This is a genomic window from Jutongia sp. (genome assembly GCF_057878315.1).
This window is the reverse complement of record NZ_DBLXSO010000001.1, coordinates 1-22,684: the sequence shown is the minus strand read 5'-3', so window position 1 is coordinate 22,684 and position 22,684 is coordinate 1. Positions and strand designations below refer to the sequence as shown.

Annotated in this window: 22 protein-coding genes and 1 tRNA gene; 3 read left to right on the top strand and 20 right to left on the bottom strand. The window is 46.1% G+C overall.

The window, feature by feature from the left end; genetic code table 11:
* Positions 1–72 precede the first annotated feature (72 nt).
* From ACZLMD_RS00115 to pyk, 3 genes are read right to left on the bottom strand one after another with little or no spacing between them, the layout of a single operon-like run.
* The gene (locus tag ACZLMD_RS00115; protein WP_489494893.1) at positions 73–1,473 is read right to left on the bottom strand and encodes a SpoIID/LytB domain-containing protein; all 1,401 of its coding nucleotides are present in this window, start codon (positions 1,471–1,473) and stop codon (positions 73–75) included.
* Positions 1,474–1,526: 53 nt separating this feature from the next.
* Positions 1,527–2,321 carry a zinc dependent phospholipase C family protein gene (locus tag ACZLMD_RS00110; RefSeq protein ID WP_489494892.1) on the bottom strand — a complete coding sequence of 265 codons (795 nt, stop codon included), beginning with the start codon at positions 2,319–2,321 and terminating at the stop codon, positions 1,527–1,529.
* 26 nt (positions 2,322–2,347) lie between these two features.
* On the bottom strand, positions 2,348–3,355 hold the full coding sequence (gene pyk, locus ACZLMD_RS00105) for a pyruvate kinase (RefSeq protein WP_482522269.1): 1,008 nt from the start codon (positions 3,353–3,355) through the stop codon (positions 2,348–2,350).
* Between the two features lie 189 nt (positions 3,356–3,544).
* Between pyk and ACZLMD_RS00100 the strand changes: the two genes are divergently transcribed.
* Positions 3,545–3,617, top strand: a tRNA-Thr gene (locus ACZLMD_RS00100).
* Positions 3,618–4,023: 406 nt separating this feature from the next.
* Positions 4,024–4,287: a helix-turn-helix transcriptional regulator gene (locus tag ACZLMD_RS00095; RefSeq protein WP_118561885.1), complete on the top strand. Its 264-nt coding sequence runs from the start codon at positions 4,024–4,026 to the stop codon at positions 4,285–4,287.
* 75 nt (positions 4,288–4,362) lie between these two features.
* On the opposite strand, the gene ACZLMD_RS00090 is transcribed toward ACZLMD_RS00095, so the two are convergent.
* From ACZLMD_RS00090 to ACZLMD_RS00080, 3 genes are all read right to left on the bottom strand, one after another.
* Positions 4,363–5,214, bottom strand: coding sequence for a hypothetical protein (locus tag ACZLMD_RS00090; protein WP_482522266.1), 852 nt, complete (start codon positions 5,212–5,214; stop codon positions 4,363–4,365).
* Between the two features lie 442 nt (positions 5,215–5,656).
* The gene (gene nudC / locus ACZLMD_RS00085; RefSeq protein ID WP_482521718.1) at positions 5,657–6,520 is read right to left on the bottom strand and encodes an NAD(+) diphosphatase; all 864 of its coding nucleotides are present in this window, start codon (positions 6,518–6,520) and stop codon (positions 5,657–5,659) included.
* Positions 6,521–6,668: 148 nt separating this feature from the next.
* Positions 6,669–7,946: an SLC13 family permease gene (locus ACZLMD_RS00080; protein WP_489494891.1), complete on the bottom strand. Its 1,278-nt coding sequence runs from the start codon at positions 7,944–7,946 to the stop codon at positions 6,669–6,671.
* A 342-nt stretch (positions 7,947–8,288) separates the two neighbouring features.
* On the opposite strand from ACZLMD_RS00080, the gene ACZLMD_RS00075 reads away from it, so the two are divergent.
* Positions 8,289–8,522: a hypothetical protein gene (locus tag ACZLMD_RS00075; RefSeq protein ID WP_022305023.1), complete on the top strand. Its 234-nt coding sequence runs from the start codon at positions 8,289–8,291 to the stop codon at positions 8,520–8,522.
* Between the two features lie 188 nt (positions 8,523–8,710).
* Here ACZLMD_RS00075 and ACZLMD_RS00070 read toward each other — a convergent pair whose 3' ends face one another.
* The 14 genes from ACZLMD_RS00070 to ACZLMD_RS00005 form a co-directional block, all read right to left on the bottom strand.
* Positions 8,711–9,772 (bottom strand): alpha/beta fold hydrolase, encoded by a 1,062-nt coding sequence (locus ACZLMD_RS00070; protein ID WP_489494889.1) that lies wholly within the window; start codon positions 9,770–9,772, stop codon positions 8,711–8,713.
* 21 nt (positions 9,773–9,793) lie between these two features.
* Positions 9,794–10,543: a pseudouridine synthase gene (locus ACZLMD_RS00065; protein WP_489494919.1), complete on the bottom strand. Its 750-nt coding sequence runs from the start codon at positions 10,541–10,543 to the stop codon at positions 9,794–9,796.
* Between the two features lie 102 nt (positions 10,544–10,645).
* The gene (gene glgA / locus ACZLMD_RS00060; protein WP_022305099.1) at positions 10,646–12,085 is read right to left on the bottom strand and encodes a glycogen synthase GlgA; all 1,440 of its coding nucleotides are present in this window, start codon (positions 12,083–12,085) and stop codon (positions 10,646–10,648) included.
* Positions 12,086–12,226: 141 nt separating this feature from the next.
* Positions 12,227–13,030, bottom strand: coding sequence for a sporulation transcription factor Spo0A (gene spo0A / locus ACZLMD_RS00055; RefSeq protein WP_118561891.1), 804 nt, complete (start codon positions 13,028–13,030; stop codon positions 12,227–12,229).
* A 174-nt stretch (positions 13,031–13,204) separates the two neighbouring features.
* Positions 13,205–13,936, bottom strand: a complete 732-nt coding sequence (locus ACZLMD_RS00050; protein ID WP_484107311.1) for an ATP-binding protein — start codon at positions 13,934–13,936, stop codon at positions 13,205–13,207.
* 121 nt (positions 13,937–14,057) lie between these two features.
* A complete protein-coding gene (locus ACZLMD_RS00045; RefSeq protein ID WP_484107310.1) occupies positions 14,058–15,386 on the bottom strand; it encodes a sensor histidine kinase in 1,329 nt (442 codons plus the stop codon).
* Between the two features lie 108 nt (positions 15,387–15,494).
* A complete protein-coding gene (locus ACZLMD_RS00040; RefSeq protein WP_022306694.1) occupies positions 15,495–16,172 on the bottom strand; it encodes a response regulator in 678 nt (225 codons plus the stop codon).
* A 58-nt stretch (positions 16,173–16,230) separates the two neighbouring features.
* Entirely contained in the window at positions 16,231–17,913 is a 1,683-nt protein-coding gene (locus ACZLMD_RS00035) for a Na/Pi cotransporter family protein (RefSeq protein ID WP_118561903.1), read from the bottom strand.
* A gap of 198 nt (positions 17,914–18,111) precedes the next feature.
* On the bottom strand, positions 18,112–19,002 hold the full coding sequence (locus ACZLMD_RS00030; RefSeq protein ID WP_243100579.1) for a substrate-binding domain-containing protein: 891 nt from the start codon (positions 19,000–19,002) through the stop codon (positions 18,112–18,114).
* A gap of 36 nt (positions 19,003–19,038) precedes the next feature.
* Positions 19,039–19,287, bottom strand: coding sequence for a hypothetical protein (locus ACZLMD_RS00025; protein WP_118559963.1), 249 nt, complete (start codon positions 19,285–19,287; stop codon positions 19,039–19,041).
* Positions 19,288–19,300: 13 nt separating this feature from the next.
* Positions 19,301–19,975 (bottom strand): phosphate signaling complex protein PhoU, encoded by a 675-nt coding sequence (phoU, locus tag ACZLMD_RS00020; protein ID WP_178413372.1) that lies wholly within the window; start codon positions 19,973–19,975, stop codon positions 19,301–19,303.
* 51 nt (positions 19,976–20,026) lie between these two features.
* Positions 20,027–20,833, bottom strand: a complete 807-nt coding sequence (gene pstB / locus ACZLMD_RS00015; RefSeq protein WP_178413371.1) for a phosphate ABC transporter ATP-binding protein PstB — start codon at positions 20,831–20,833, stop codon at positions 20,027–20,029.
* A gap of 111 nt (positions 20,834–20,944) precedes the next feature.
* A complete protein-coding gene (gene pstA, locus ACZLMD_RS00010; protein ID WP_489494888.1) occupies positions 20,945–21,811 on the bottom strand; it encodes a phosphate ABC transporter permease PstA in 867 nt (288 codons plus the stop codon).
* A 315-nt stretch (positions 21,812–22,126) separates the two neighbouring features.
* A complete protein-coding gene (locus ACZLMD_RS00005; RefSeq protein ID WP_489494887.1) occupies positions 22,127–22,468 on the bottom strand; it encodes a hypothetical protein in 342 nt (113 codons plus the stop codon).
* Positions 22,469–22,684 lie beyond the last annotated feature (216 nt).

Genomic DNA, 22,684 nt, shown 5'->3' with positions numbered 1-22,684 from the left:
TATCGGTGTTTATGCTTTCTTATTTTTATCTTTTGCATTGATTTATCATTTGTAAAATACTATATTGATTTTCTACTGTACCTTGCAATGACTGTAGTAATGTTTTAATATCTGCCGGTAGTTTTTGCCCTGCCGTGCCATTTCTCCGGCTCCGTTCTGACTCATTCCCACGCCGTGACCAAGACCGCCGCCAATCAGCGTAAATGTCCTCGTTCCTTTTTCTGAGCCATCTAACACTGTAAACGCCGCACTTGGAAGCATGGATAATACTGCCGTTTCTCCGGATTTCTTCTTCGTAATCTCAGTTTCTGATGGATACAGCTTCTGACGAATCTCCTCCTGCCCCTCCAGCGTGATCCTTCCAAGCGAACCACGGACGCGAAGCTTGCAGATCAGTCCGCTTTTGCCGCGTGATATCACCGTGATCTTTCGAACAGTTCCGATGCCAAGCTTTGCTCCCAGCGTATCTGCCGAAAGCGTCACACTCCATCGGTACCAGTCATACCCGGAATCATAGGTTTCTTTGCTGCCCGTGATAAAGTCATAAAAGCGCATCTCGCTTGACAGTCCCGGTCCCACATCCTCACTGTCCGTCTGAAATCGCACCGGGTAATTACTTCCTTTTGCCGTTCCCCATGCCTCCTGCTCGGAAGCGCTGCAGCCCCAGGACGTGGAATAATAATAGGTTGTAATAACGTGATCCCCGGAATAAACCTTCTTTCCTGCCGTGCGGTCAACTGCCCTTCTGGTTCGCGCATCCTCTCCTGCCATATGATACACTTGAAATGCCGTCGTATCATCCACATCGGCACCATACGCTTTATAACTGTTGGAACGCATCTGTCTCCATGCAAAGGATCTGGCACAGACCGCCTGTGCCTTTAACGCCTCCATCGGATACGAAGACGGCATTTCACTCGGCACAACACCATACAGATATTCCCTCAGCGACAAAGTATTGATCAAGATAAATCCTTGCTTCTTTCGGACAAGCTTCATGGTTCCCCGATACGCCTGCACCTTTCCGGACCGCGTAATCGATTCAACCCGTATCCTCCCCTTCGGACAGGATATCCTGACTGTTTTCGCAGATTTCTTTGTATTATTTGCAGACACTGAAACGGTCTGTCCCTTATCATACACCTTTGTCTGTCCGTTTTGTCGGACAAGTAACTCCGCCGTTCCACTGATCCGAACCTTATCATGGTATATGCTGTTCATGGCATCGTTCGTCAACAGCACACGGATCATCTGCTCATCCCCTGATGTGGTGGAGACAGGTTTTTCGGTACTTCCCGGCTGTGTGATCTTATTCCATTCCTTCTGCAGCAGCCCCTTCCGCTGGCAGTCGTACAGAATGCACCCTAAAAAAAGCACCGACAATGCAAACAAAAGCCATAGCCGACGCTTCGTTTTCTGTTTTTTCTTTTGATTTCCTTTTCTTCCTCGGACATGCCGTTTTCTTCCCGCCATCTGTCTCCTTCTGTGTTCCATTCCGTCTCTGTGATACTCCGTGCTTGTCTTTATCAAATATATTCCGGAAGCTTCTGTTTTATGAAAGCTGCCGCTTCCCCGATAAATTCCACTGCGCGGTCATAGGTGTAATAAACCGGCTTCTGCGGCGCAGGCGCCTGATCAAAAAAGAAATTCCGGACCCACTCACGACTGTCCGCAAGCTCTTCCGAAGTGATCATCTCCACTCTCTCCGCCGGCTTTGCTGCGTCAGGATCTGCTTCCTTCTCCAACTCCTGCTTTGCTGCGTCAGGATCTGCCTTCCTCTCCAGCTCCATCATCTCCAGAATGCTGCACGAATCCTCGCAACGCAGACAATCCTCTGCACGTTTAATCCCCGGATACTCCCTGCCCAGTCTGAAATCAATCTGGTTGACATCATAGGTAAAATGCTCAAAGGTTTCCGCATCCCGGTCCGTCAGTCCGATTGCCGCAATCTTTTCCATGAATTCCTGCCGGATTGTTTTCATAAAGATCTCATCCGTCAGAATATGTGTCACATAACCCAGATACAGATCCTGGTCCAAAGCATGTTCCGACAGCATCTGTACACAAAAGCTGCGAATCCTCTGATGAAAGACTTTCTGATGATCTTCCCTTGTAAATTCCCAGTCCGGAATGCCATCGCGAAAATGCGTATGCATCTTCATGGACCGCACATAGCCTTTCCGGGACATAATGCCGTCCGGCGCAAGATTCCCCAGAACAAAATGTACCGGATCCTTCAGCTTCAGAAAGCTTCCCTGCTGCCTCTGATCCTCCCGCAGCAGTTCCACTGCCACTGCCATATGTTCTACAGATCCTGCCATGCCGCTCCTCCTTTATGACTACATGATCATTTGTCGTTATCTTTGTCCAGATATGCGCATGCCTGCTTGGCAGTCTGCACCAGATATCCCATGGCAATACCCGGATAATTACCGGCTGCCGTCTCTCCTGTCAGCATTAATGCATCTGCGCCATCCAACACCGCATTATAAATATCCGAAACCTCGGCTCTTGTCGGAACCATCGCCTCCTCCATCGAATGAAGAAGCTGTGTCACAACCATAAACGGCTTTCCTGCCTTCTTACAACGCTCACTGATATCCTTCTGGATCGTCGGAAGCTCCCAGAGCGGAACTGCCATTCCCAGATCTCCTCTGGCGATCACGATCATATCACTTTCGGGAATGATCTCGTCAATCGCCTCATAACCGGCAAGATTCTCTATTTTTGCAAAAATACGGATATCTCCTACGCCTTCTGCTTCCAGCGTCTTTCTGAGATTGATAATGTCCTGTGCCCCACGGACAAACGGAAGCATGACTCCTGTCACTCCCGCCTCATGCGCATTGTGGATATTCATAAGATCCGCCTTCGTCAACGTCGGAAGCTCAATCGCCAACCCCGGAATCGTAATACTCTTCTTGGATTTAAGAACGCCACCACGAAGAACCACACACTCCGCATAACGCTCCTTCGCTTTCTTGACCGTCAATAAAATCTTTCCATCGTCGATCAAAATCTCGCTGCCCTTTTCTAACGAGCCAAGAATCTGCTTAGAAAGCTTAACTCCTCCCTTTCCGAGAATGAGTTTCTTGCCCTCCTCAAGGATAAGTGGCTTCTTAAGCTTACCAATACGAAGCTCCGGTCCCTGCAGATCTACGAGAAGCTCCGGCTTGATGTCGCAGCGCTTTGCTGCCTTACGCATACTGGCCAGCCACTCCTGCCTGTCCTCCAGATCCTGATGGGAAAGATTCACCCGAACCCCCGTCATACCGGTACGAAACATTTCCTCCAGCGTCTTTTCGCTCTCGCACGCACTTCCCAATGTTCCATAAAATTCAATATTTTTATTCATACTAATCTAACATTCCTTTCTCAGCCCGCCAACATCGGACTAAAGGCACACGATATCCATGCCGTTCCAAATCACTGCAGGCGTTACGCCGCAGACACCATAATACCATACCTTATTACTATAGACCATTTTATTCTAATAAAAAAGGGGTTGATTTTTTACTATAAATACGTTAGAATAATGTGCAGTGCTGAAATAGCTCAGTTGGTAGAGCACTTCACTCGTAATGAAGGGGTCGTCGGTTCGAGTCCGATTTTCAGCTTTGAGAAAAAGCCTTGGAAACGTAGAGTTTCCGGGGCTTTTGTCGTTTCCGGGCAACTTTCTGATTTGTCGATCGAAGCCCAAAACAACCGAAAAGGCATTCCGTTTTCCATTTTAATTTGGAAAACTTTTTGGAAAATCAAAGATCATTCTCAGTACAGTGATTTACATAGCAATCACATTTTTAATGAGGATGATACCTATGAGTAAAAGAAGACATGGAGAAGGCTGCTGGGATAGCATCTCAGTAAAAGGAATCACCTACAAACGATTTCGTATTGATGGGCAAAGCTTTACCGGCAAGACAGAAAAGGCATGTAAAGCAAAATACCTAAAATGGAAGAATGGTCAAAAAACCAACCTGACAGACACAAAGACAACTGTCAAACAAGTAGCACTAGAATGGCTTGACAGCAAAAAAAAACATATCAAATCATCAACTGAAATACCTGTCACAGCTTTTTTACCGGGAAACCGGCATCCATTTAAAACAATATTTAACGGAATATATTATGGAACGGGGCAGAGAACTTCTGATAAGCACCAATCTTTCTATTGCAGCGATCAGCAGTCAATGTGGTTTTAGCGAACCCCATAACTTTTCCCGTTCAATCCGCCACACTTACGGTATGAGTCCTTCCCAGCTCCGGCAGAATTTTAAACAGCATTAAAAAGAGGAGGACCGGTCTTATATCAAACCTGTCTTCCTCTTTCCACCTGTCTCTCTTAACTCGCTCTCGTTATTTTTAAATGATTCCTGTTACCACCAGCGTGCTGACTCCCGGATTTGCTACCCATGCACCACTGACAGGATCCTGGGTATAAGTGGCTGCCGGTACCGTGATCTCCCCTGCTGCCGTTGCAAATACCCCTGTAGTCTCATCATAGGTGTACTCCGTCGGATCTGTCCATGCCGTACCGTTAAAGGTTACGGTCAGATTTGACAAAACAGGATCAAAGGTATCTGTGATCACTGCCCCGGTTGCTGCATTGGCTGCCACATTGCCAAAATTCTGGATCACGAAAGTATACGTCAGCGTACCGTTTTCCGTCACCGGTACCGGGCTGATCGATTTCGTAATATTCAGATTTGGTGCACTGACAGCACCAATCGTTTCCGTCACCTCGATTGGAGTGATCCCTCCTCCGGTGATCGTCGCCGTATTGGTGATCTCAGATTCCGCTGCCAATGGAGCATTCTGATTGACAGATGCCTCATAAATGATCGTAGCATTTCCCCCTGCAGGTACATTGATCCCTGTGACAGTCATCGGCGGACCTGCGGTAACTGTTGGTGTTGTCTGCAGGGTACCATTGACATAATAATTGATCGTTCCGGCAACATAAGTCAATGGAACCAGTTCTCCTGTCCCAAAGGTATACGCTCCTAAATTATCCGTCAGCGTAAGCCCTGTGACCGGAATCGTCCCGGAATTGACAATGCTCACAATATACGTGACATTATCATTCTGCCCATAAGTCGCTCTGACAGCTGTCTTGGTTGCAGAAAGCACCTCAAGGATCTCCCCCACTGCAATGTTGGAGTTTGTCACAGCATTTCCATACCGCAGCTGCGCCTGATTTGTAAATCGTGCCATATCATTTTCCATCCTTTGCTATGAAAGTATATTACAGTATATGACAACTTTTTCAGATGGTTCTGTTAATTTACCAAATAAACTGCTGTATTTCTGCAATATCCGAAGTACCGTATCTCCCGAATATAAATAATCGTTTAAAGCTATCATTTGTTCTTTACCACCCTCTCCTGTTGGTTTTGTCTGCCTGCCGGATTCATTAAAAAACACCTCTACATCGCCATTTTATAAATTCGGTACATATCCTCCTGATCCTCTGTTCCTTTTCCAAAAACCACCTTTGTCGGTGCATAATAATCAAAATTTGTCATCTCTATCTCTGCGTTTCTAATATTAGTTTTCTTTTTGTTCTGTATTTTTCGCCTCACAGACGCACTATTTATCCTTGTATTTTATCATTGCTCTAATGTCAGGCCAATTATCCTCTCTTTGATCTCCTGTCCTATGATCTCTGACTGTGCTCCCGTTTTTTCTGCTCCCGGAACGTGATCATCATTTCTCTGGTGAGACTTAAGCCTTCCGGGTCATCCGGAACATCCCGGTAATCCACCCATTCTGCCAGGGAAAGCTCTGTTTGATCCAGATGGATTTCTTCTTCCTGTGCCAGATCGCAGAAATATCCCAGCAAAAGATTACTGTCATATCCCCATGGCTGACTTTTGTAATAACGGATATTTTTCACAGAAAGACCAACTTCCTCCATGACCTCCCGCTCCACCGTCTGCTCCGCTGTCTCTCCAATTTCCGTAAAGCCTGCGATCAACGCATATTTCTTATATTCTCTGTCCGCATATTTGGTCATCAGAATCCGGTCTCCATCTATCACCCCCACGATCACTGCCGGTGCAATTTTAGGAAATACCATATTGCCACAATCCGGACACTTCATCATCCGGAGTTTATCATCGTGTACCAGTTTCCGGGCGCATCTTCCACAATACTGATTGTCCCGGTACCATACATACAAGTGCCAGCCCGTTGCTGCCGCCAGAACATTCTCCTTCGGAAACAACCGGCGGGTTTCAAACATTTTATGATATGTATATCTCTCGATTAAAATATCCCCCAGATCCATCAGAAAATAATCCTGTGTATCCACAGAAAATAAAAAAACTGCCTCCGGAAGCTCCTGTCCTTTCTCCTCGTAATATTCATTCACCCGGCGAAAGGAAAGAAACATAATCTCTCCGTCCCGCTCCCGGTAATACGCCTGTCCCCCCCGGAAGCTTAAGATCCTGCTGTCCGGCAAAGGCTCCTTTCTGACAAATGTATTATAAAGCTTTTGAGGTAATATATCCTGTATCATTGTTCCGCCTGCTTTCCTGACATATTCTGTACCATTTCCCATATCTATACTAGTCCTATTTTATAACACCCCTCTCTTCATTACAACCGGAATTGCTCTTCCTATGTGCAGCTGAAATTATGGAATGCCCTGATCATACTGTGTCAAACTATCTTCCAACACATATCAGAATGCTAAGACAAATTGTTTTGTTTTTGACGAACACAGGTGATAGAAAGACGAGGTATACTATCAACATCGCAAGCAAAAAGAATACATTGGCCAATGTAAACATGCAAAAATATCTTCCCTTTTGTGCAGGGTATTCTCTGGCAATATATTTAAAACTGATCAGACTTGCCATTGATGCAATCAATGTTCCCAGTCCTCCGATATTCGTGCCCACGATCAGATTGGAAATTGCGTCCGTAAATCCGGACAGGAGAATTGCTGCAGGCACATTACTCATCACCTGACTGGCAAGCACAGCAGTAACCATTTCTCTTCCGTGGATCATTCTTTCCAAAAACTGTCGAAATACTTCTATCCTCCCCAAATTTCCAATAAAAATAAATAACGCCGCAAAGGTTCCAAGAAGCGAATAATCTACTTTCATTAATGTCTTCCTATCAGCGGCGAATGTAAATACCAAAACAAACACAGTGAAAACAAACCATGGAAGAACCCTTCCCACAACAAGGAGTCCCAAAAGAAATAGCACACAATAACACCATAATTTCCACGAAAAAGATATCGATTTTTCAGAGTGTTTTTCCTCAGATAATTGATGTCTCCCATCCTCTTTACTGAAAGTAATTTTATTATCTTGTATATCCTTTATCGTTGTCTGGTCTTGTTTTTGATCATTCCTTACATATATCCGGCTAATGCCGGATGCCAGTATGATCCATATTATAAGCACCAAAAACGCCATCACAGAATATGGCAGCATAAGCAATATAAATTTTTCAATTCTCATCTGTGCCAATCCAAACAGATACAAATTTTGCGGATTGCCAATGGGGGTCAGCATACTTCCCAAATTTGCCGCAATGGTCTGCATCACCACAATCCGAAGAATCCATTTTTCATCAAATAGTTCTTTTTTTCTTTGAAGAAGTATCAAGGAAAATGGAACAAACGTAATCAATGCCACATCATTTGTGAGCAGCATGGAAGAAAAAAAACAAAGCATCACTAAAACAGAAGTAATCGCCATTCTGCCGGATACTTTCCGCAACAGCATCCCGGCAAGACGATCAAATACCCCCAGCTGCTGTACCCCTGCCACACAGGTCATCAATCCAAAAAGAATACCAAGGGTCCGAAAATCAATATATTCCGGATATTGCTGATCCGGTGGAATAAATATCATAGAAATTACAGCTAATAAAATAGCAACGACTAAAACGGTTTCTTTTTTGATAAAAAATAGGATTCTTTTCATTTTCTTCCTGCTTTCCTGACTATATTCTATACTAATCCGAAATTATCACCTAACACATCCACAAGCTTTGGTTCACAGCCCTAAAGCTACCATATTAGTTCCGATTCTATTTTATAACACACCTGTCTTGATTACAACCGAAACTGCTCTTTCTGTACGGCGCTGAAATCTCGTTCTGCAGATTTTAATTCTACAAATTTTTGATTCCTTGAATTTTTCTTTCAAACCACTTGATTATTTTGCTTACTGTGTTAAACTACTTACCAGCGCATATCAGAATATCCGGAACACAATATTTTATTCCGAACGAATATGTACAATAGAAAGACGAGGAATATACCAATGATCAACCCAGCTATGATATTTCGTTTAAAAAACTCATGGGAGAAATTTACGGCTTCCCATCCGAAGTTTCCTATGTTTCTGCAAGCCGCTGTAAATAATAATGTTTTAAGAGAAGGAACGATTCTTGAGATCAATATTACCACGCCGGAGGGACAGAACATTTCTACCAATCTCAAGGTCAATCCGGAGGATCTGGAATTGATCGAGGACTTAAAAAATATGACCAGATAATTGGTTTCAGGGAGAACAAATCATTTCTCCTGATTCTCTAAAAAACGAAAGAACCATTTCCCAATATAAGTCGAGTAATGACCGGCTTCATGAACAGGAAAGGGATATTCTCTTCGTGTTACAAGCCAAGCCATAAAACAAAAGCTCTCCCGGCTTACTCCCTCCGCTTCATCGCCGTCTCATCAACTTTACTCTGCCCTTTGAAGAAAATGTGCAATATCCTGATACACCTTAAAACGTCCCTTTTCGTTCAGAATCTCATGACGCATGCCCGGGTACAGACGTGAAGAAACATGAGCATATCCCCGTTTCTTCAAATGACCGACCGCCTGTGCCAGCTTTGCGCTGCCGCCCAGACAAGGATCCGATGCCCCGGATACAAACAAGACCGGAAGCTTATGATTTCTCACTCTCCAGCCCATTCTGCTGTAGGTCTGCCTCATCAGCCACAGTAATGACTCATATCCGTTCAGTGTAAATGTAAAATTGCAAAGTGGATCTTTATTGTATGTCTCCACCACTTTCCGGTCAGAACAGATCCACGCATGGATCAGGTTCTCTGCACGGAACGGGCGGTCAAACATATTCGCAAAGATACTGTCTGCCAGACGACTTTTGCTGTGCGGATCCTTTGTTGTCTGCAACATCCGGATCAGCGCTGTCCCCAACGGTGCCATCGTATTCTTGCCCGGGCAGCCACATACGATCAAACCGTCTAACTCCCGATCATACTTCTTCAGATAACAGCGCACCGCCAGTGATCCCATGCTGTGTCCCAGCATAAAATAAGGCAGTCCCGGATAATGCTTTTTGATGATCCTTGTGATCTGATGCAGATCCTCCACCAAAGCTCTGCCTCCATCCTCACCAAAATATCCGAGACCTGCAGGAATCCCTTCTCCGGATACCGGCTCTGTCTGAGCCGCCTCCCGTCTGCTCGCACCATGCCCACGGTGGTCATGAATCACACAGAGATATCCTCTGTCCGCCATATAACGCATAAATGGCAGATACCTTTCCTTATGCTCACACATGCCGTGTGCGATCTGTAAGACCGCCCTCGGATGAGCCGGAATAACCATCATCCCCCTCAACGGCATGCCATCCTGTGCCGATGTCAGAGAAAAATATTTCCGATGAATACTGCCCGGTCGCTCAGTTTTGCCGGCGCGGTAATGACTGTCAACCGCACTACGCTGTCTGCTTTTCCTTACTGCTGTCCATTTTCCGGCACACCGCTTTTTCTTCATAAATACTCCCCCTTTCGTTTTCTATTTCTTTTGAAGTGCTGCTATCTCCTCCGGCGTAAGTCTGCGATACTCTCCCTGCTTCAACGCCTCATCCAGCCGCAGACTTCCCATACTCAGGCGTTTGAGATAAAGAACCGGATGCCCGACTCCTGCTAACATGCGTTTCACCTGATGAAAACGTCCCTCACGGATTGAAAGCTCCAGACAGGACTCAGTATCCCCCGGATATCCCGGATCATCCGCACTTAGCGACAACGACACCGCATCCAGTCTCTTCACCTTCGCCGGAAGTGTCATCCGGTCATCTCCAATATCCATGCCATTCTCCAGGCGTTCTATATCCTTATCCTCTAATATGCCTTGAACCCTGACAAAATATGTCTTCCACACATGCTTTCCGGGTGCCAGAAGATCGTGAGACAATACCCCATCATTAGTGATCAGAAGCAGCCCCTCTGTGTCCTTGTCCAGCCGTCCCACCGGGAACAGATCCTTTTTCGTACCGTCCGTGATCAGGGACAGTACCGTACGGCAGGTGTTATCCTTTGTGGCTGACACCACGCCCTGTGGTTTATTTAACATATAATAAACATATCGCTCATAAGAGACTTTCTCTCCGTCCAATTCCACATCGTCCTCTTCTGTCACCTTCTGCTCCGGTCCCGATGCCGGCGCTCCATTGACAAAAACACGGTCTGATTTGATGAATTTCTTCACCTCAGACCGTGTTCCCATGGACATCTGTGCTAAATACTTGTCTAATCGCACAATGTCAAACCTCCGATTCTATATTGTCGTTATCCGCCCGCCTTTGATGGTGCAGATAAAATATACAGAAGCTTAATCCTATATAATGACCTGACCGTCATAGGATCATACTAACTCGTTGTACATATCCTCGTACTTCTTCGCAGAATGATTCCATGAGAAATCCATCGCCATGCCACGGTCAATGATCTTGTTCCACTCTCTCTTACGATTGTAGTACACATCCTTTGCGTAGCGGATCGTAGCAAGCATCTCATGCGCATTGTAGTTGGCAAAAGAGAAACCGGTTCCCTTTCCCTCATACTCATTGTACGGCTCTACGGTATCCTTCAGACCACCGGTTTCACGTACGATTGGAACAGTACCATAACGAAGACTCATCAACTGGCTCAGACCACACGGCTCGAACAGAGATGGCATCAGGAATGCATCACACGCTGCATAGATCTTATGAGAGCGCTCATTGGAATAGAAGATATTCGCAGAAACTCTTCCGTGATACTTCCACTCGAAGTGACGGAACAGATTCTCATAACGCTCCTCACCGGTTCCGAGAACCACAAGCTGTGTATCCTCTGCACAGATCTCCTCGATCACATAATTAATGAGGTCAAAGCCCTTCTGATCCGTCAGACGTGATACAATACCGATCATAAATGCTTTATCGTTCTGATCAAGACCAAGCTCCTTCTGAAGACCGCGTTTGTTCTTGATCTTCTCCTTACGGAATGTCTTGGCATTGTAGTTGGCGTAGATCAGTGGATCGGTCTCCGGATTGTACTCATCGTAATCCAGACCGTTAACAATACCACGCAGGCAATTGCTGCGCGCACGCATCAGACCATCCAGATGCTCTCCATAGAACGGCATCTTGATCTCCTCCGCATAGGAATCGCTGACTGTCGTTACCATATCTGCATATACGATACCGCCCTTGAGATAGTTGGCATCACCATATGCCTCCAGCTTGTCACTGGTGAAATAATACTCGTTCAAGCCTGTGATGTCAATGACCTTCTGCTTATCCCAGATACCCTGGAACTTCAGGTTATGTATCGTCATGATCGTCTTGATACCATGGTAGAACGGGTTATCATTGAAGCTGTCCTTAATATATACCGGGATCAGTCCTGTCTGCCAGTCATGGCAGTGGATGATATCCGGACGGAAATCCAGAGAAGGCATTGCAGACAATGCTGCTTTACAGAAAAATGCAAACTTCTCAATATCCTCGAAAATATTGCCATATGGATGAAATCCTGCGAAATAGAACTCATTATCGATAAAATAGAAATGAACTCCCTCATACTCCATCTCTAAGATACCAACATACTGGCTTCTCCATGCCAAATCCATATAGAAGTGCGTCTTGTACTGCATCTTGTCCTTCCACTCCTGTGGAATGCATGCGTACTTTGGAATCATAACACGCACATCATACTCTTTCTTGTTGAAATACTTTGGCAAAGACCCCACAACATCTGCCAGACCTCCGGTTTTCACAAATGGTACACACTCGGAAGCCACAAATAATATGTTTTTCATATACACCCTCCATTCAGTTTGTAAACTCCAATGAATGTCACGGATATGGTGTCAGAATTACCCGTGCATTCCATTAAAATAATTATACCTTATTTCAGAGCCTGTGAAAAGTGTTTTTTACGGAAAGTTAAGTGTGCTTTCTCATGCACGAAGCTTGTATTCCAGACGGATTTTATCTGCGATCAGTGCGATAAATTCAGAGTTTGTCGGTTTTCCCTTGCCGGAATTAACAGTGTAACCAAACAATTCTTCGATCGTCTCCATCCGTCCACGACTCCACGCCACCTCAATAGCATGGCGGATTGCCCGCTCTACCCTGCTTGACGTTGTCTTATAATTGCGGGCGATCGTCGGATACAGCACCTTCGTGATCGCGCCGAGCATCTCATTATCATTGACTGACATGATGATCGCATCCCGCAGATACTGGTACCCCTTAATATGTGCCGGAACACCGATCTCATGGATCACATCCGTCACATCCGATTCGAGGGAATCCTCCATTCTCCGGTGCTTGTTTTCAAAAACCGTATTGATAACTCTCTGCTCGTTCCTGTCCCTGCCTTTCTCATTTTGTCCAACCGCCCGCACCCGCGACACAACCACACGGGTGTCAAAGGGTTTGAGAATATAATAAGCAGCCCCGAGACGAAACGCATTCTCGGTCACGCGCTCCTGACTTACCGCCGACACAACGACAAACTCCGGAGCCAGAGTCGGAGCTCCCTTTTTCATGCGCTCCATCACGCCGAGTCCGTCCACCTTCGGCATGATCAGATCCAACAGAACGACATCCGGACGCAGTGCCGATATCTTGTGAAGTGCCTCCTCTCCGTCAGATGCTGTTCCGACCACCTCCATATCCGTTTCACGCTCCAGTGCTTCCTTCAGGATCGTCACGATCCGCTTGTTATCATCCACGACTAACACTTTGATTACTTCCATATCCTATCCCCTTTTCGTTGTGCTGTCCCATATCCGGGACTCCTTTTCATTTATTGTAAGATAGTCAAAGCCCGCTTATCAATATAAAAGCAGCTGCAATTTTCGACGAAAAAACGGCGGAAATGCAATATTCCGCCGTTTTCCTCACCTACAGGATTCCATATTCATATCTGTCTATGACAGGATTCGTCCATCTGTCGAAATGACTCTGACCTGCCACGGGATCATTTTGCCGCTGTTTTGTAATGCGGTCTTAACCGCTTGCTCCAGCCCGCCGCAGCATGGTACCTCCATGCGCACGATCGTCACACTGCGCAGCTCATTCCGGCGCAGGATCTCGGTCAGCTTCTCGCTGTAATCAACATCATCTAACTTCGGGCATCCGATCAGCGTCACTCTTCCGCGGATAAAATCCTGATGGAAGGATGCATACGCATATGCCGTACAATCCGCTGCCACCAGAAGATCTGCCCCATCAAAATACGGTGCATTCACCGGTGCAAGCTTAATCTGGACCGGCCACTGCGAAAGCTCGCTGACTGCTCCCTGCAGCTGCTCCGTGCCGGAAGGCTGTTGCTTCCTTGAGGCTCTGTCAAACTGCATCATCCTGCTGCCCGGACAGCCGCCCGCCATTGCCTTTGCCCGAATCTGTTTCTCCTTTGCCGCCTTCTCCTCCTTCGCCTTCAGCACAGCCGCCTCGTCATAAGCAGCCGCCTCTCTCTGCTCAAATGAGATCGCCCCTGTCGGGCAGGACGGCAGACAGTCTCCAAGACCGTCGCAGTAATCATCCCTCATCAGATGCGCTTTTCCGTGCACCAGAGCGATCGCTCCCTCATGACATGCATTGACACACAGGCCACATCCGTTGCATTTTTCTTCATCAATTTTTATTACCTGACGTACCATAGTCGTTCCCCCTCGTTTCCGCATTGTTAGACTTATTTTCACGAAACCGGTCTGTTTTCCGGTTCTGAAATTATATTACCGAAAACAAAGAAGAATTTCCGTTGTTAAAACCACGAAACCGTTATTTGGTAAAATAAACATATATTGTTGTTCCCTCGCCCAGCTTACTGCGAAGCTCGAGCTTCACATTGTCGTGCAGCGCAATGATATGCTTCACGATCGCCAGTCCAAGACCGGTGCCTCCCGTCGATTTCGAACGGCTCTTGTCCACGCGGTAAAAACGTTCAAAAATGCGTTCCTGATCCTTCTCCGGAATCCCGATCCCGTTATCCTTCACCTCGAGAACAACACGCTCAACCTCCCGGTAAACCGATACATCCACACGTCCGCCCGGATTATTATATCGGATCGCATTGTCACACAGATTGTAGATCAGCTCGTCCATCATCTGCCGGTTCGCCGTCACCATCTGCTGCTCTCCCGAGAAAGAAAGCTGCACCTGATGCTTTTCTGCAGACATTTGAAGCATCTCCACACAATTTGCCGCCATATCGCAGATATCAAGCTCCTCCATAATATCTTCCGTTGTCACATCAAGTTCAGACAAACGAATAATATCATTGATCAGTGTCAAAAGACGGTTCGAACTCTTATGGATCTCTCTGGCAAATCTCTGCACATCGTCCCCTGTCGCAATCCCATTTTCAATCAATTCCGAATAACCGGAAATAGAGGTCAGCGGTGTCTTCAATTCATGGGAAACATTTGCCGTAAATTCCTGCCGCATATTGGCATTGCGGATAATGTCCTCATGCTGCGCACGTATCGTTGTCACATACGGCTCAAGCTCCTCATATACATGATACATGCCCGGTCCCTCCAGATTCTTGGCAAGCTCCTCGATCGGCTTAACGATACTTTTCGTCAATGCGTGGGACAGGATCACACATGCCGCAAACAGAAGAACACTGAGAACAACAAGCCTTGGCACGGTGCTCAGCAAAATTCCCGTCATACTGCTGACCTCCTTGGAGATACGCAGCACATAACCATTATCCAGCCGTACCGCATAATAAAACGCACTTTTGCCGAGTGTCTGTGAATTACGCACCGCCTTGCCCTCTCCCTTTGAAAATGCGGATGCAATCTCCGGACGATTTTTGTGGTTTCCCATGCCCCTCACATCCGCATCGCTGTCACAGACTGCATTACCATCCGGGTTGATCAGCGTGATACGAAGATGCTTCGGTGTATTTTCCATATGGACATTTGCCGGATCTGACACCATCTGCCACGCATCCGACTCGACCATCACATCTGCCGAATTTCTTAGATCCTGAATGACTTCCTTCGTCAATACACCATAAAAGACAGTCGCAGAAAGTGCTACTGTCTCCAATATTGTGATCACCGTCAATATCATACATAAAATGTTAATCCGCCGTTTCATCCATCAATTCCTTTCCTCTGCCGGAACAGTTTTTTTTAATGTTATGTAGACCATTCCGGCAGTTTTACTTTTCTCCTTCCTGCGTTATATGTCAAGTCTTTCCCTTTTCTACACAAGATTCATGCAGTACCCGACATTCCGTACGGTTTTAATATATTTTCCTGCATCTCCAAGCTTATGACGCAGTGTCTTGATATGCACATCGAGCGTGCGCGATTCAATCTCACAGTTTGCATGCCAGATATGCTCCATAATGCTGTCTCTGGGAAGCACGATCTCCTGATTCTGCGCCAGATAATGCAACAACTCATACTCTTTATAAGTAAGCTCTACCGCACTGCCTGACACAAAAACCTTTCGTTTCTCGTCATCGATCACAAGATCCCCGATCTTGATCACCTTCTCCGCATCCTGCTCTCCTGTTCTTCGAAGAAGTGCCTTGACACGGGAAACCAGCTCCATAACTCCAAACGGCTTCGTCATATAATCGTCCGCACCATTATCAAGTCCCTTCACCTTATCAATCTCTGTCGTTTTCGCTGTCACCATGATCACCGGAATCCTCTTCGTCTCTCTTTTCTCGCGGATCTTCCGAAGGATTGACAGACCATCCTCATCCGGCAGCATAATATCAAGCAGGATCAGATCCGGCTTCTTCTCTGCCAGTTCCTTATAGAAGGAACGTCCATCCGGGAATTCCACCGTCTGATGTCCCGCGTTTTTGAGCGAAAAGCTCTCAATCTCGCTGATATTTTTGTCGTCCTCCACAATATAAATTAATGCCATAGCCGTCCCGCCTTTCTATCCTTTTAGGTTGAGTATATCACAAATTCATTGCGTACGCTTAATTAAAATATCCAAAATCAACGGACTCCATGACCGCATCCGCAATATTAACACAACTGTTTCCCATTCGGTCAATGCTGTGAAGGATCTTATTAAAGGAAGAGGTCAGACTCGCTTTACATTTTCCGGTGCTGACACGCTTCATATGATCCTTGCGAAGCTTCAGATCAAGTTCCAGAATCTTATCTCTCTTCTTAATGATCTTAGCGGCATTGTCCTTATCACCGGTTTCCATTACCTTCAGGGAAGCATCATACATATCGCCGATCAGCTTCAGACTCTTCTCCAGATCTCTGGAGGCGTCCTTGGAAAGCACGGATTTCTTGGAGGACTTATTCCCCTCCTCCTCAAATACCGCAAGAATATCGCCACACAACAATGCAAGACGGTTGACATCGCTGAGCACATACATGATACCTGCCGTCTGTGTTGCCTGCTCCTCGGTCAGAACACCTGCCGAAAACAGGTTAGTCAGATATTCCGTGATCCGTTCATCCAGATTCTGTACGACCTGGATCTTACTCTGCAGATCCTCCACATAAGTCCAATCTTTTAAGCCTGCCACATCCGAAATATCGTTAATGATCTCCTTTACCAGTCCGCTCAACCGGATCACCTCCTGAGATACCAGACGAAGTGCCGCTGTCGGCTGATTGACCAGATTATTGTCCAGATACATCGGCTGTGATGCATCCTTCTCATCCTTTTCTCCCGGAATAATAAACATAACGATCTTCACCAGCAGCCAGATCAGTGGGAGCCAGAGAAGTGTCATAATAAAGTTAAAGCCGGTATGCGCATTCGCAATCTGACGTGAGATCACATCAACCTCTGCCCCCTTCGGGGAAATATACTGGATCAGCTTTGCATACGGATGCACAAACCAGATAAAGATCAGACTTCCGCTGACATTAAACATACAATGCGCAAGTGCGGTACGCTTTGCATCTCTTGACTGACCAACACTGGCAAGCAGTGCAGTGATCGTTGTACCAATATTATCACCAAGCAGGATCGGGATCGCACCCGCAAGACCAAGAATACTTGTTGTTCCATCCGGTCCCGCCTGCTCTGCAAAATTCTGCAGCACCGCAATCGTTGCCGAGCTGCTCTGTACAACAAGTGTCATCAATGTTCCCACACAGACACCAAGCACCGGAATATGTGCTACCTTTGCGATCATTGCCGTGAATACCGGGCTTGCCGCCAGCGGCTTCATGACATCTCCCATCGTCTCAATCCCAAGGAAAAGAACACCAAAAGCAAAAATTGTCTGACCGATGTTTTTCACCTTCTCGGATTTGCAGATAAAGGAAATGATAAAGCCTGCAAAAATGATCAGATAAATATAATCGCTGATCTTAAATGCAATGATCTGCGCCGTCATTGTTGTACCAATGTTGGCACCAAGTATAATAGAAATTGCCTGCGGAAGACTCATCAGTCCCGCACTGACAAAACCAATCGTCATAACTGTTGTCGCACTGCTGCTCTGTAAAACAGCCGTCGTCAAAGCACCTGCCAAAACACCAAGTATCGGATTTTTCGTTAAAAGTGCAAGAATTGCCTTCATTTTCTCGCCTGCTGCCTTCTGCAGACACTCACTCATCAAATTCATTCCAAACAGGAATAATGCCAGACCTCCCAGCAATCCAAATGCGATCTGAACCGTACTGTTCATCTTTTTTCCTCCATTTTTCCGGATCTTTACACATACCTCATTGAATGTGTACGTCCTGATTCGTCTCTTCACTTATTCTTCATTCTACTTTTTACATTTTCATCATAACAATGCCATGTAAATGCTATATAGGGGTTATGTAAAAAGTATGTAAAAACTTTTTACATAACCCCTATATCATGTCATTCTGTATTTTTGTCAGTCATACAGCTTCTGCCATTCTTTAATCTTTCCGGTATATATCTTTTCCAGCTGTTCCAGCGAAATATCCTCGAGTGGATTCTCCTTATTCACGATCACCGCGATCTCATCTCTTGCGATCGACTCATAATCCAAGATCTCTTTTTCATTGTCCTTCAGATCTCTGGAGCTCATGCCAAGATCACATTTTCCCTGCATTGTCTGACGGATTCCGTCGCTGGAATCAGTCTGCTTCACGGTAATGACCGCCTTCGGATTTAACTTCATATATTCTTCGGCAAGACATTCCAAAAGTGGTCCAACCGACGTCGAACCGGTCACTGTGATCTTTCCCTTCGGCTTCAGGGACAGGAAGCTGCTCTGCTTTCCTACTGCCGTGTAAGACTGGCTCACAATCTCCTGTCCGGCACCCCGGATATAACGCATAAAGTCATCTTCCACATCATTTAATTTTCCACTCCACACCAGATAAAAGGAACGGCTGAGCGGATATCCTGCATTGTTCTTCCCCGGCTCTACGCCTCCGACAGACAGCACCTTTACCTGCGAATCGCTGACCATAATACCGGCAGATCCATAGCCGATCGCCGATCGATCACTGCCAACCATATTTAAAACAGATGCGGTATCGTCTGCAATCTTTGCATCCTTTACCGTCTGATCCTTATCTGTATTTTCCTGCACAAACCCGGCAAGCTGCGCAAACGTTCCACGCGTTCCGGATCCCTCCTCTCTGGAGATCACCCCGATCTGTCCGAGCTTGTCAAGTCCTTCCACCTTCTGCTTCGTATCCGCTGCCTGCTTACTGCATCCGGTGCTTCCTGTCATCAGAAGTGCCCCTGTGATAAGAAGCAACAGCAGCCCTTTTCCATTTTTCTTTCTGATCATTTATCGTTTCATCCTTTTCATATCCATTTGCGGAGCTCATGCACGTTTTCCTTCGCCGCCCAGAAGAAGTGCCATTCCAAGAACGGCACCCGGCAGCATTGCAAACAGGGCTCCCGCACCGCCTATGGCATTCTGATAATCGCTGCTTCCTGTTCCAAGACAAAATACCAGTCCAAGAACACAGCCGATGAGCATCCAGCGCATCACATGAAGGATCAGCCAGACACCTCCCACCGTTTTCTCCTGCCAGTTCGTGTGTTTCTTCATCCATTCATATGCCTTCATAAGAATGCACCTCCTATTCCGCCTCCCGGATCAGCCTGCCATGGACATGCTCTCCGGTCAGCGAGAAGATCACCCATTCTGATATATTGGTTGCGTGATCTCCAATTCTCTCAAAGTATTTTGCAATCATCAGAAGATCCGTCGCCTGTTCACCGCAATTCGGATCCTCATGGATCAGCTGCACCAACTCCGTCTGTACCTGATGAAACAGTTCATCGACCACATCATCCTTTTCAATGACTGCTGCTGCCTGAAGCTGATTGCGGTTAACAAATGCATCAACACTTCCCACCAGCATCACCGATGTCTCCTTCGCCATGTTCTGGATATAATCCAGATGCTTGATATAAGGCTCATTGCGGCGAAGCAGCGTTACAATGATCTCCGAAATATCAGCGGCGTGATCTCCGATACGCTCCATATCCGTAATCATTTTCAGCGCAGAGGAAATCTGACGCAGATCTCTCGCTACCGGCTGCTGCTGTAACAGAAGCTTCAGACACAATGATTCAATATCTCTCTCCTGACGGTTGACCTGCTCATCGGATTCGATCACATAGTTTGCCAGATCAATATCCTGCGTCACCAGAGCCTTGATGGTATGCTCGATCGCTTTTTCGATCATGCTTCCCATTTCGATCAGCTCATCATTTAATTTATCTAACTGCTTGTCAAAATGCGTTCTCATGCTATCTTCCTCTCTTCTATTTTCATTTCTAATTCATCAGATCCTGCGGCATCATCCAAAACGACCGGTAATGTAATCTTCCGTTCTCTTATCCTCCGGCATAGAAAACAGTTTCTCCGTGTCGTTATATTCCACCATCTCTCCCAGCAGAAAGAATGCCGTCTTGCTGGAAATACGCGTTGCCTGCTGCATATTGTGGGTTACCATAATGATCGTGTAATCCTTCTGCAGCTCCAAAGCAAGTTCCTCGATATGAGCGGTTGAGATCGGGTCTAGTGCCGAAGTCGGCTCATCCATCAGGATAACCTCCGGCTCTACTGCCAATGCCCTCGCAATACAGAGACGCTGCTGCTGTCCACCGGAAAGACCGAGTGCGGACTTTTTCAGACGATCCTTTAACTCATCCCAGATCGCTGCCTGACGCAGGGACTTCTCTACAATCGCATCCAGCTTCTGTCTGGAATGGATTCCGTGGGTTCTTGGTCCGTAAGCAATGTTATCGTAAATGCTCATCGGAAACGGATTCGGATTCTGGAACACCATACCGACCCGCTTGCGCAAATGATTCACATCCATATCACCGTAAATGTCTTCGTTGCCAAGAAGAACCGTTCCCTCAATCTTACAGCCCTCCACCAGATCATTCATCCGGTTCAGGGACTTTAAAAATGTACTCTTACCACAGCCGGAAGGTCCGATAAACGCTGTGATCCGGTTCTGCGGAATATCAATGCTGATATCCTTGAGTGCATGAAAACTGCCATAATGTAAATTTAACTTATCCACATGAAACTTTGTCTGTGCCGCTGCCGGATGCTCCGTTGCCTGTACCACAACACTTGAATATACTGAATCCATTTTTACTCCTCTTTTCTTAATCTGATCAATGTTATGATGCCAGGGTCAAAAATTCTGCCCCCTGCATCTTTTGATATATCTGAACTGCTTGCGCAGATTATTTGCTTTTCATCAAACCTTAGATTTCAACCTTCCTGCTACGAGATTGGACAGACAGTTGATCACAATGACAAATACCAGAAGCACAACCGCCGTTGCAAATGCCTGATCCGTATGCAGTCCCTCCTTGGAAAGGTTATACATATGAACCGAAAGTGTTCTGACCGAAGACCCAAAGAACCCCTTCACTCCGGCATTTACCTTTGGAACCGCAGCTACCGTTCCTGCCGTAAAGATCAGTGCCGCCGTCTCACCAACGATACGACCGATCGAAAGGATCACGCCGGACAAAATTCCCGGTACTGCCGATGGAAGCACTGTCCGAAACACAGTTCGAAGCTTTCCCGCTCCCAGTCCAAAGCTTCCTTCGCGGTAGCTTTTCGGCACCGCCAACAATGCCTCCTCGCTGGTTCTCATGATCGTTGGCAGCACCATGATCGCCACCGTAAGTGCTCCGGAGATCAGCGAATATCCCATGTGCAATGCCCCACAGAAAAACAACATACCAAACAGACCATACACGATTGACGGAATACCGGACAACGTCTCTGCCGTCACACGGACAAGACCAACGATCTTATTGCCCTTCTTCGCATATTCGACCATGTAGATCGCTGCAAAGATTCCGAGCGGTCCTGCAATCAGGATCGCAAGCACCGTCAACAGCAGTGTGTTGATCAACGCCGGCAGCATCGAAACGTTGTCCGAATTATACGTCCACGCAAACAGCTGCGGTGTCAGATGCGGCACTCCCTTTACCAGAATATAAACGATCAGCGAACCTAGCGCCGCCACCGTGATCACCGCGGATAGTATCGTCAGCAGTAAGACGACCAGTGAACCCGGGTGATGCAGATATGTTTTCATTTTCGCCTTCATAATTGATTCATTTCCTTTCTATGTAATTGCAAAACTGCAAAAGAAAAAGCCATCGCTTTATTCACGATGACTTAATCATATATGGGAAAGGTAAAATCTACTATCCTGTTCAGGTCAAATCTGTGTAAAATGTCTGTGAAGAGATTATTGAGTGTTGCCCAATTACTCTTGGAAAATCAGACAACATTCCTCACCTCACATTCCACAATATTAAACCGCATAAACTCCGGTATCGCATTCCGTCTCGCTTCCTCCTTCACTTCATCACTATGCATAACAGCCGCTTGAATCAGCACACTGGAAGGATAATATCGACTATGCCAGTTTATGGCTCCGAATATCATTGTAATTCGTACAGATTGGCAAACTATTCTCTCGCGAAAGATAATCAACCATACCAAGCATATATAACGCTTCCGGATACCATTTCTTTTGAAATAATTCAACAATAATATTACTTTCTAATGTATTGATGATAAAATCGAGATCTCCCATGTCTTTTACTCTATGACAGATATTACTTTTAAATGTCTCAAATGAACTTCGATGCTCTGTCTCTCCGGTCTGTTCATACTCCTGTGGCTCCAGCAGCGATTCGACTGTAACGTTTAAAGCCTTTGCTATCTTATATATTGTTCCTGTCGAACATCTCTCCATAGCAGTCTTTCCTCAGCAGATATCAGATATTGTTGCCTGTGGAACACCACTCAACTTGCTCAGCTTATATCTACTCATTTTCATATCGCCCAAAAGTTCATCAATAATCATACTTCTGACCCCCTTTTTTAAGATATTAAATCGGTTTACCGAAGTATGTCAATTAGAAAACTTCTTTTCTAATTCCCGTTCCATGAAATTTAGGACAAATGCATA

Coding starts and splice junctions, on each gene's coding strand:
- ACZLMD_RS00070 (WP_489494889.1), bottom strand. CDS start 9,772: ATGAAGAAAAAGCGGTGTGCCGGAAAATGGACAGCAGTAAGGAAAAGC.
- ACZLMD_RS00005 (WP_489494887.1), bottom strand. CDS start 22,468: ATGGAGAGATGTTCGACAGGAACAATATATAAGATAGCAAAGGCTTTA.
- spo0A (WP_118561891.1), bottom strand. CDS start 13,030: ATGGAAGTAATCAAAGTGTTAGTCGTGGATGATAACAAGCGGATCGTG.
- nudC (WP_482521718.1), bottom strand. CDS start 6,520: ATGATACAGGATATATTACCTCAAAAGCTTTATAATACATTTGTCAGA.
- ACZLMD_RS00045 (WP_484107310.1), bottom strand. CDS start 15,386: ATGAAACGGCGGATTAACATTTTATGTATGATATTGACGGTGATCACA.
- ACZLMD_RS00040 (WP_022306694.1), bottom strand. CDS start 16,172: ATGGCATTAATTTATATTGTGGAGGACGACAAAAATATCAGCGAGATT.
- ACZLMD_RS00050 (WP_484107311.1), bottom strand. CDS start 13,936: ATGGTACGTCAGGTAATAAAAATTGATGAAGAAAAATGCAACGGATGT.
- phoU (WP_178413372.1), bottom strand. CDS start 19,975: ATGAGAACGCATTTTGACAAGCAGTTAGATAAATTAAATGATGAGCTG.
- ACZLMD_RS00075 (WP_022305023.1), top strand. CDS start 8,289: ATGATCAACCCAGCTATGATATTTCGTTTAAAAAACTCATGGGAGAAA.
- pyk (WP_482522269.1), bottom strand. CDS start 3,355: ATGAATAAAAATATTGAATTTTATGGAACATTGGGAAGTGCGTGCGAG.
- glgA (WP_022305099.1), bottom strand. CDS start 12,085: ATGAAAAACATATTATTTGTGGCTTCCGAGTGTGTACCATTTGTGAAA.
- pstB (WP_178413371.1), bottom strand. CDS start 20,833: ATGGATTCAGTATATTCAAGTGTTGTGGTACAGGCAACGGAGCATCCG.
- ACZLMD_RS00030 (WP_243100579.1), bottom strand. CDS start 19,002: ATGATCAGAAAGAAAAATGGAAAAGGGCTGCTGTTGCTTCTTATCACA.
- ACZLMD_RS00025 (WP_118559963.1), bottom strand. CDS start 19,287: ATGAAGGCATATGAATGGATGAAGAAACACACGAACTGGCAGGAGAAA.
- ACZLMD_RS00080 (WP_489494891.1), bottom strand. CDS start 7,946: ATGAAAAGAATCCTATTTTTTATCAAAAAAGAAACCGTTTTAGTCGTT.
- ACZLMD_RS00110 (WP_489494892.1), bottom strand. CDS start 2,321: ATGGCAGGATCTGTAGAACATATGGCAGTGGCAGTGGAACTGCTGCGG.
- ACZLMD_RS00115 (WP_489494893.1), bottom strand. CDS start 1,473: ATGGCGGGAAGAAAACGGCATGTCCGAGGAAGAAAAGGAAATCAAAAG.
- pstA (WP_489494888.1), bottom strand. CDS start 21,811: ATGAAGGCGAAAATGAAAACATATCTGCATCACCCGGGTTCACTGGTC.
- ACZLMD_RS00090 (WP_482522266.1), bottom strand. CDS start 5,214: ATGGCACGATTTACAAATCAGGCGCAGCTGCGGTATGGAAATGCTGTG.
- ACZLMD_RS00035 (WP_118561903.1), bottom strand. CDS start 17,913: ATGAACAGTACGGTTCAGATCGCATTTGGATTGCTGGGAGGTCTGGCA.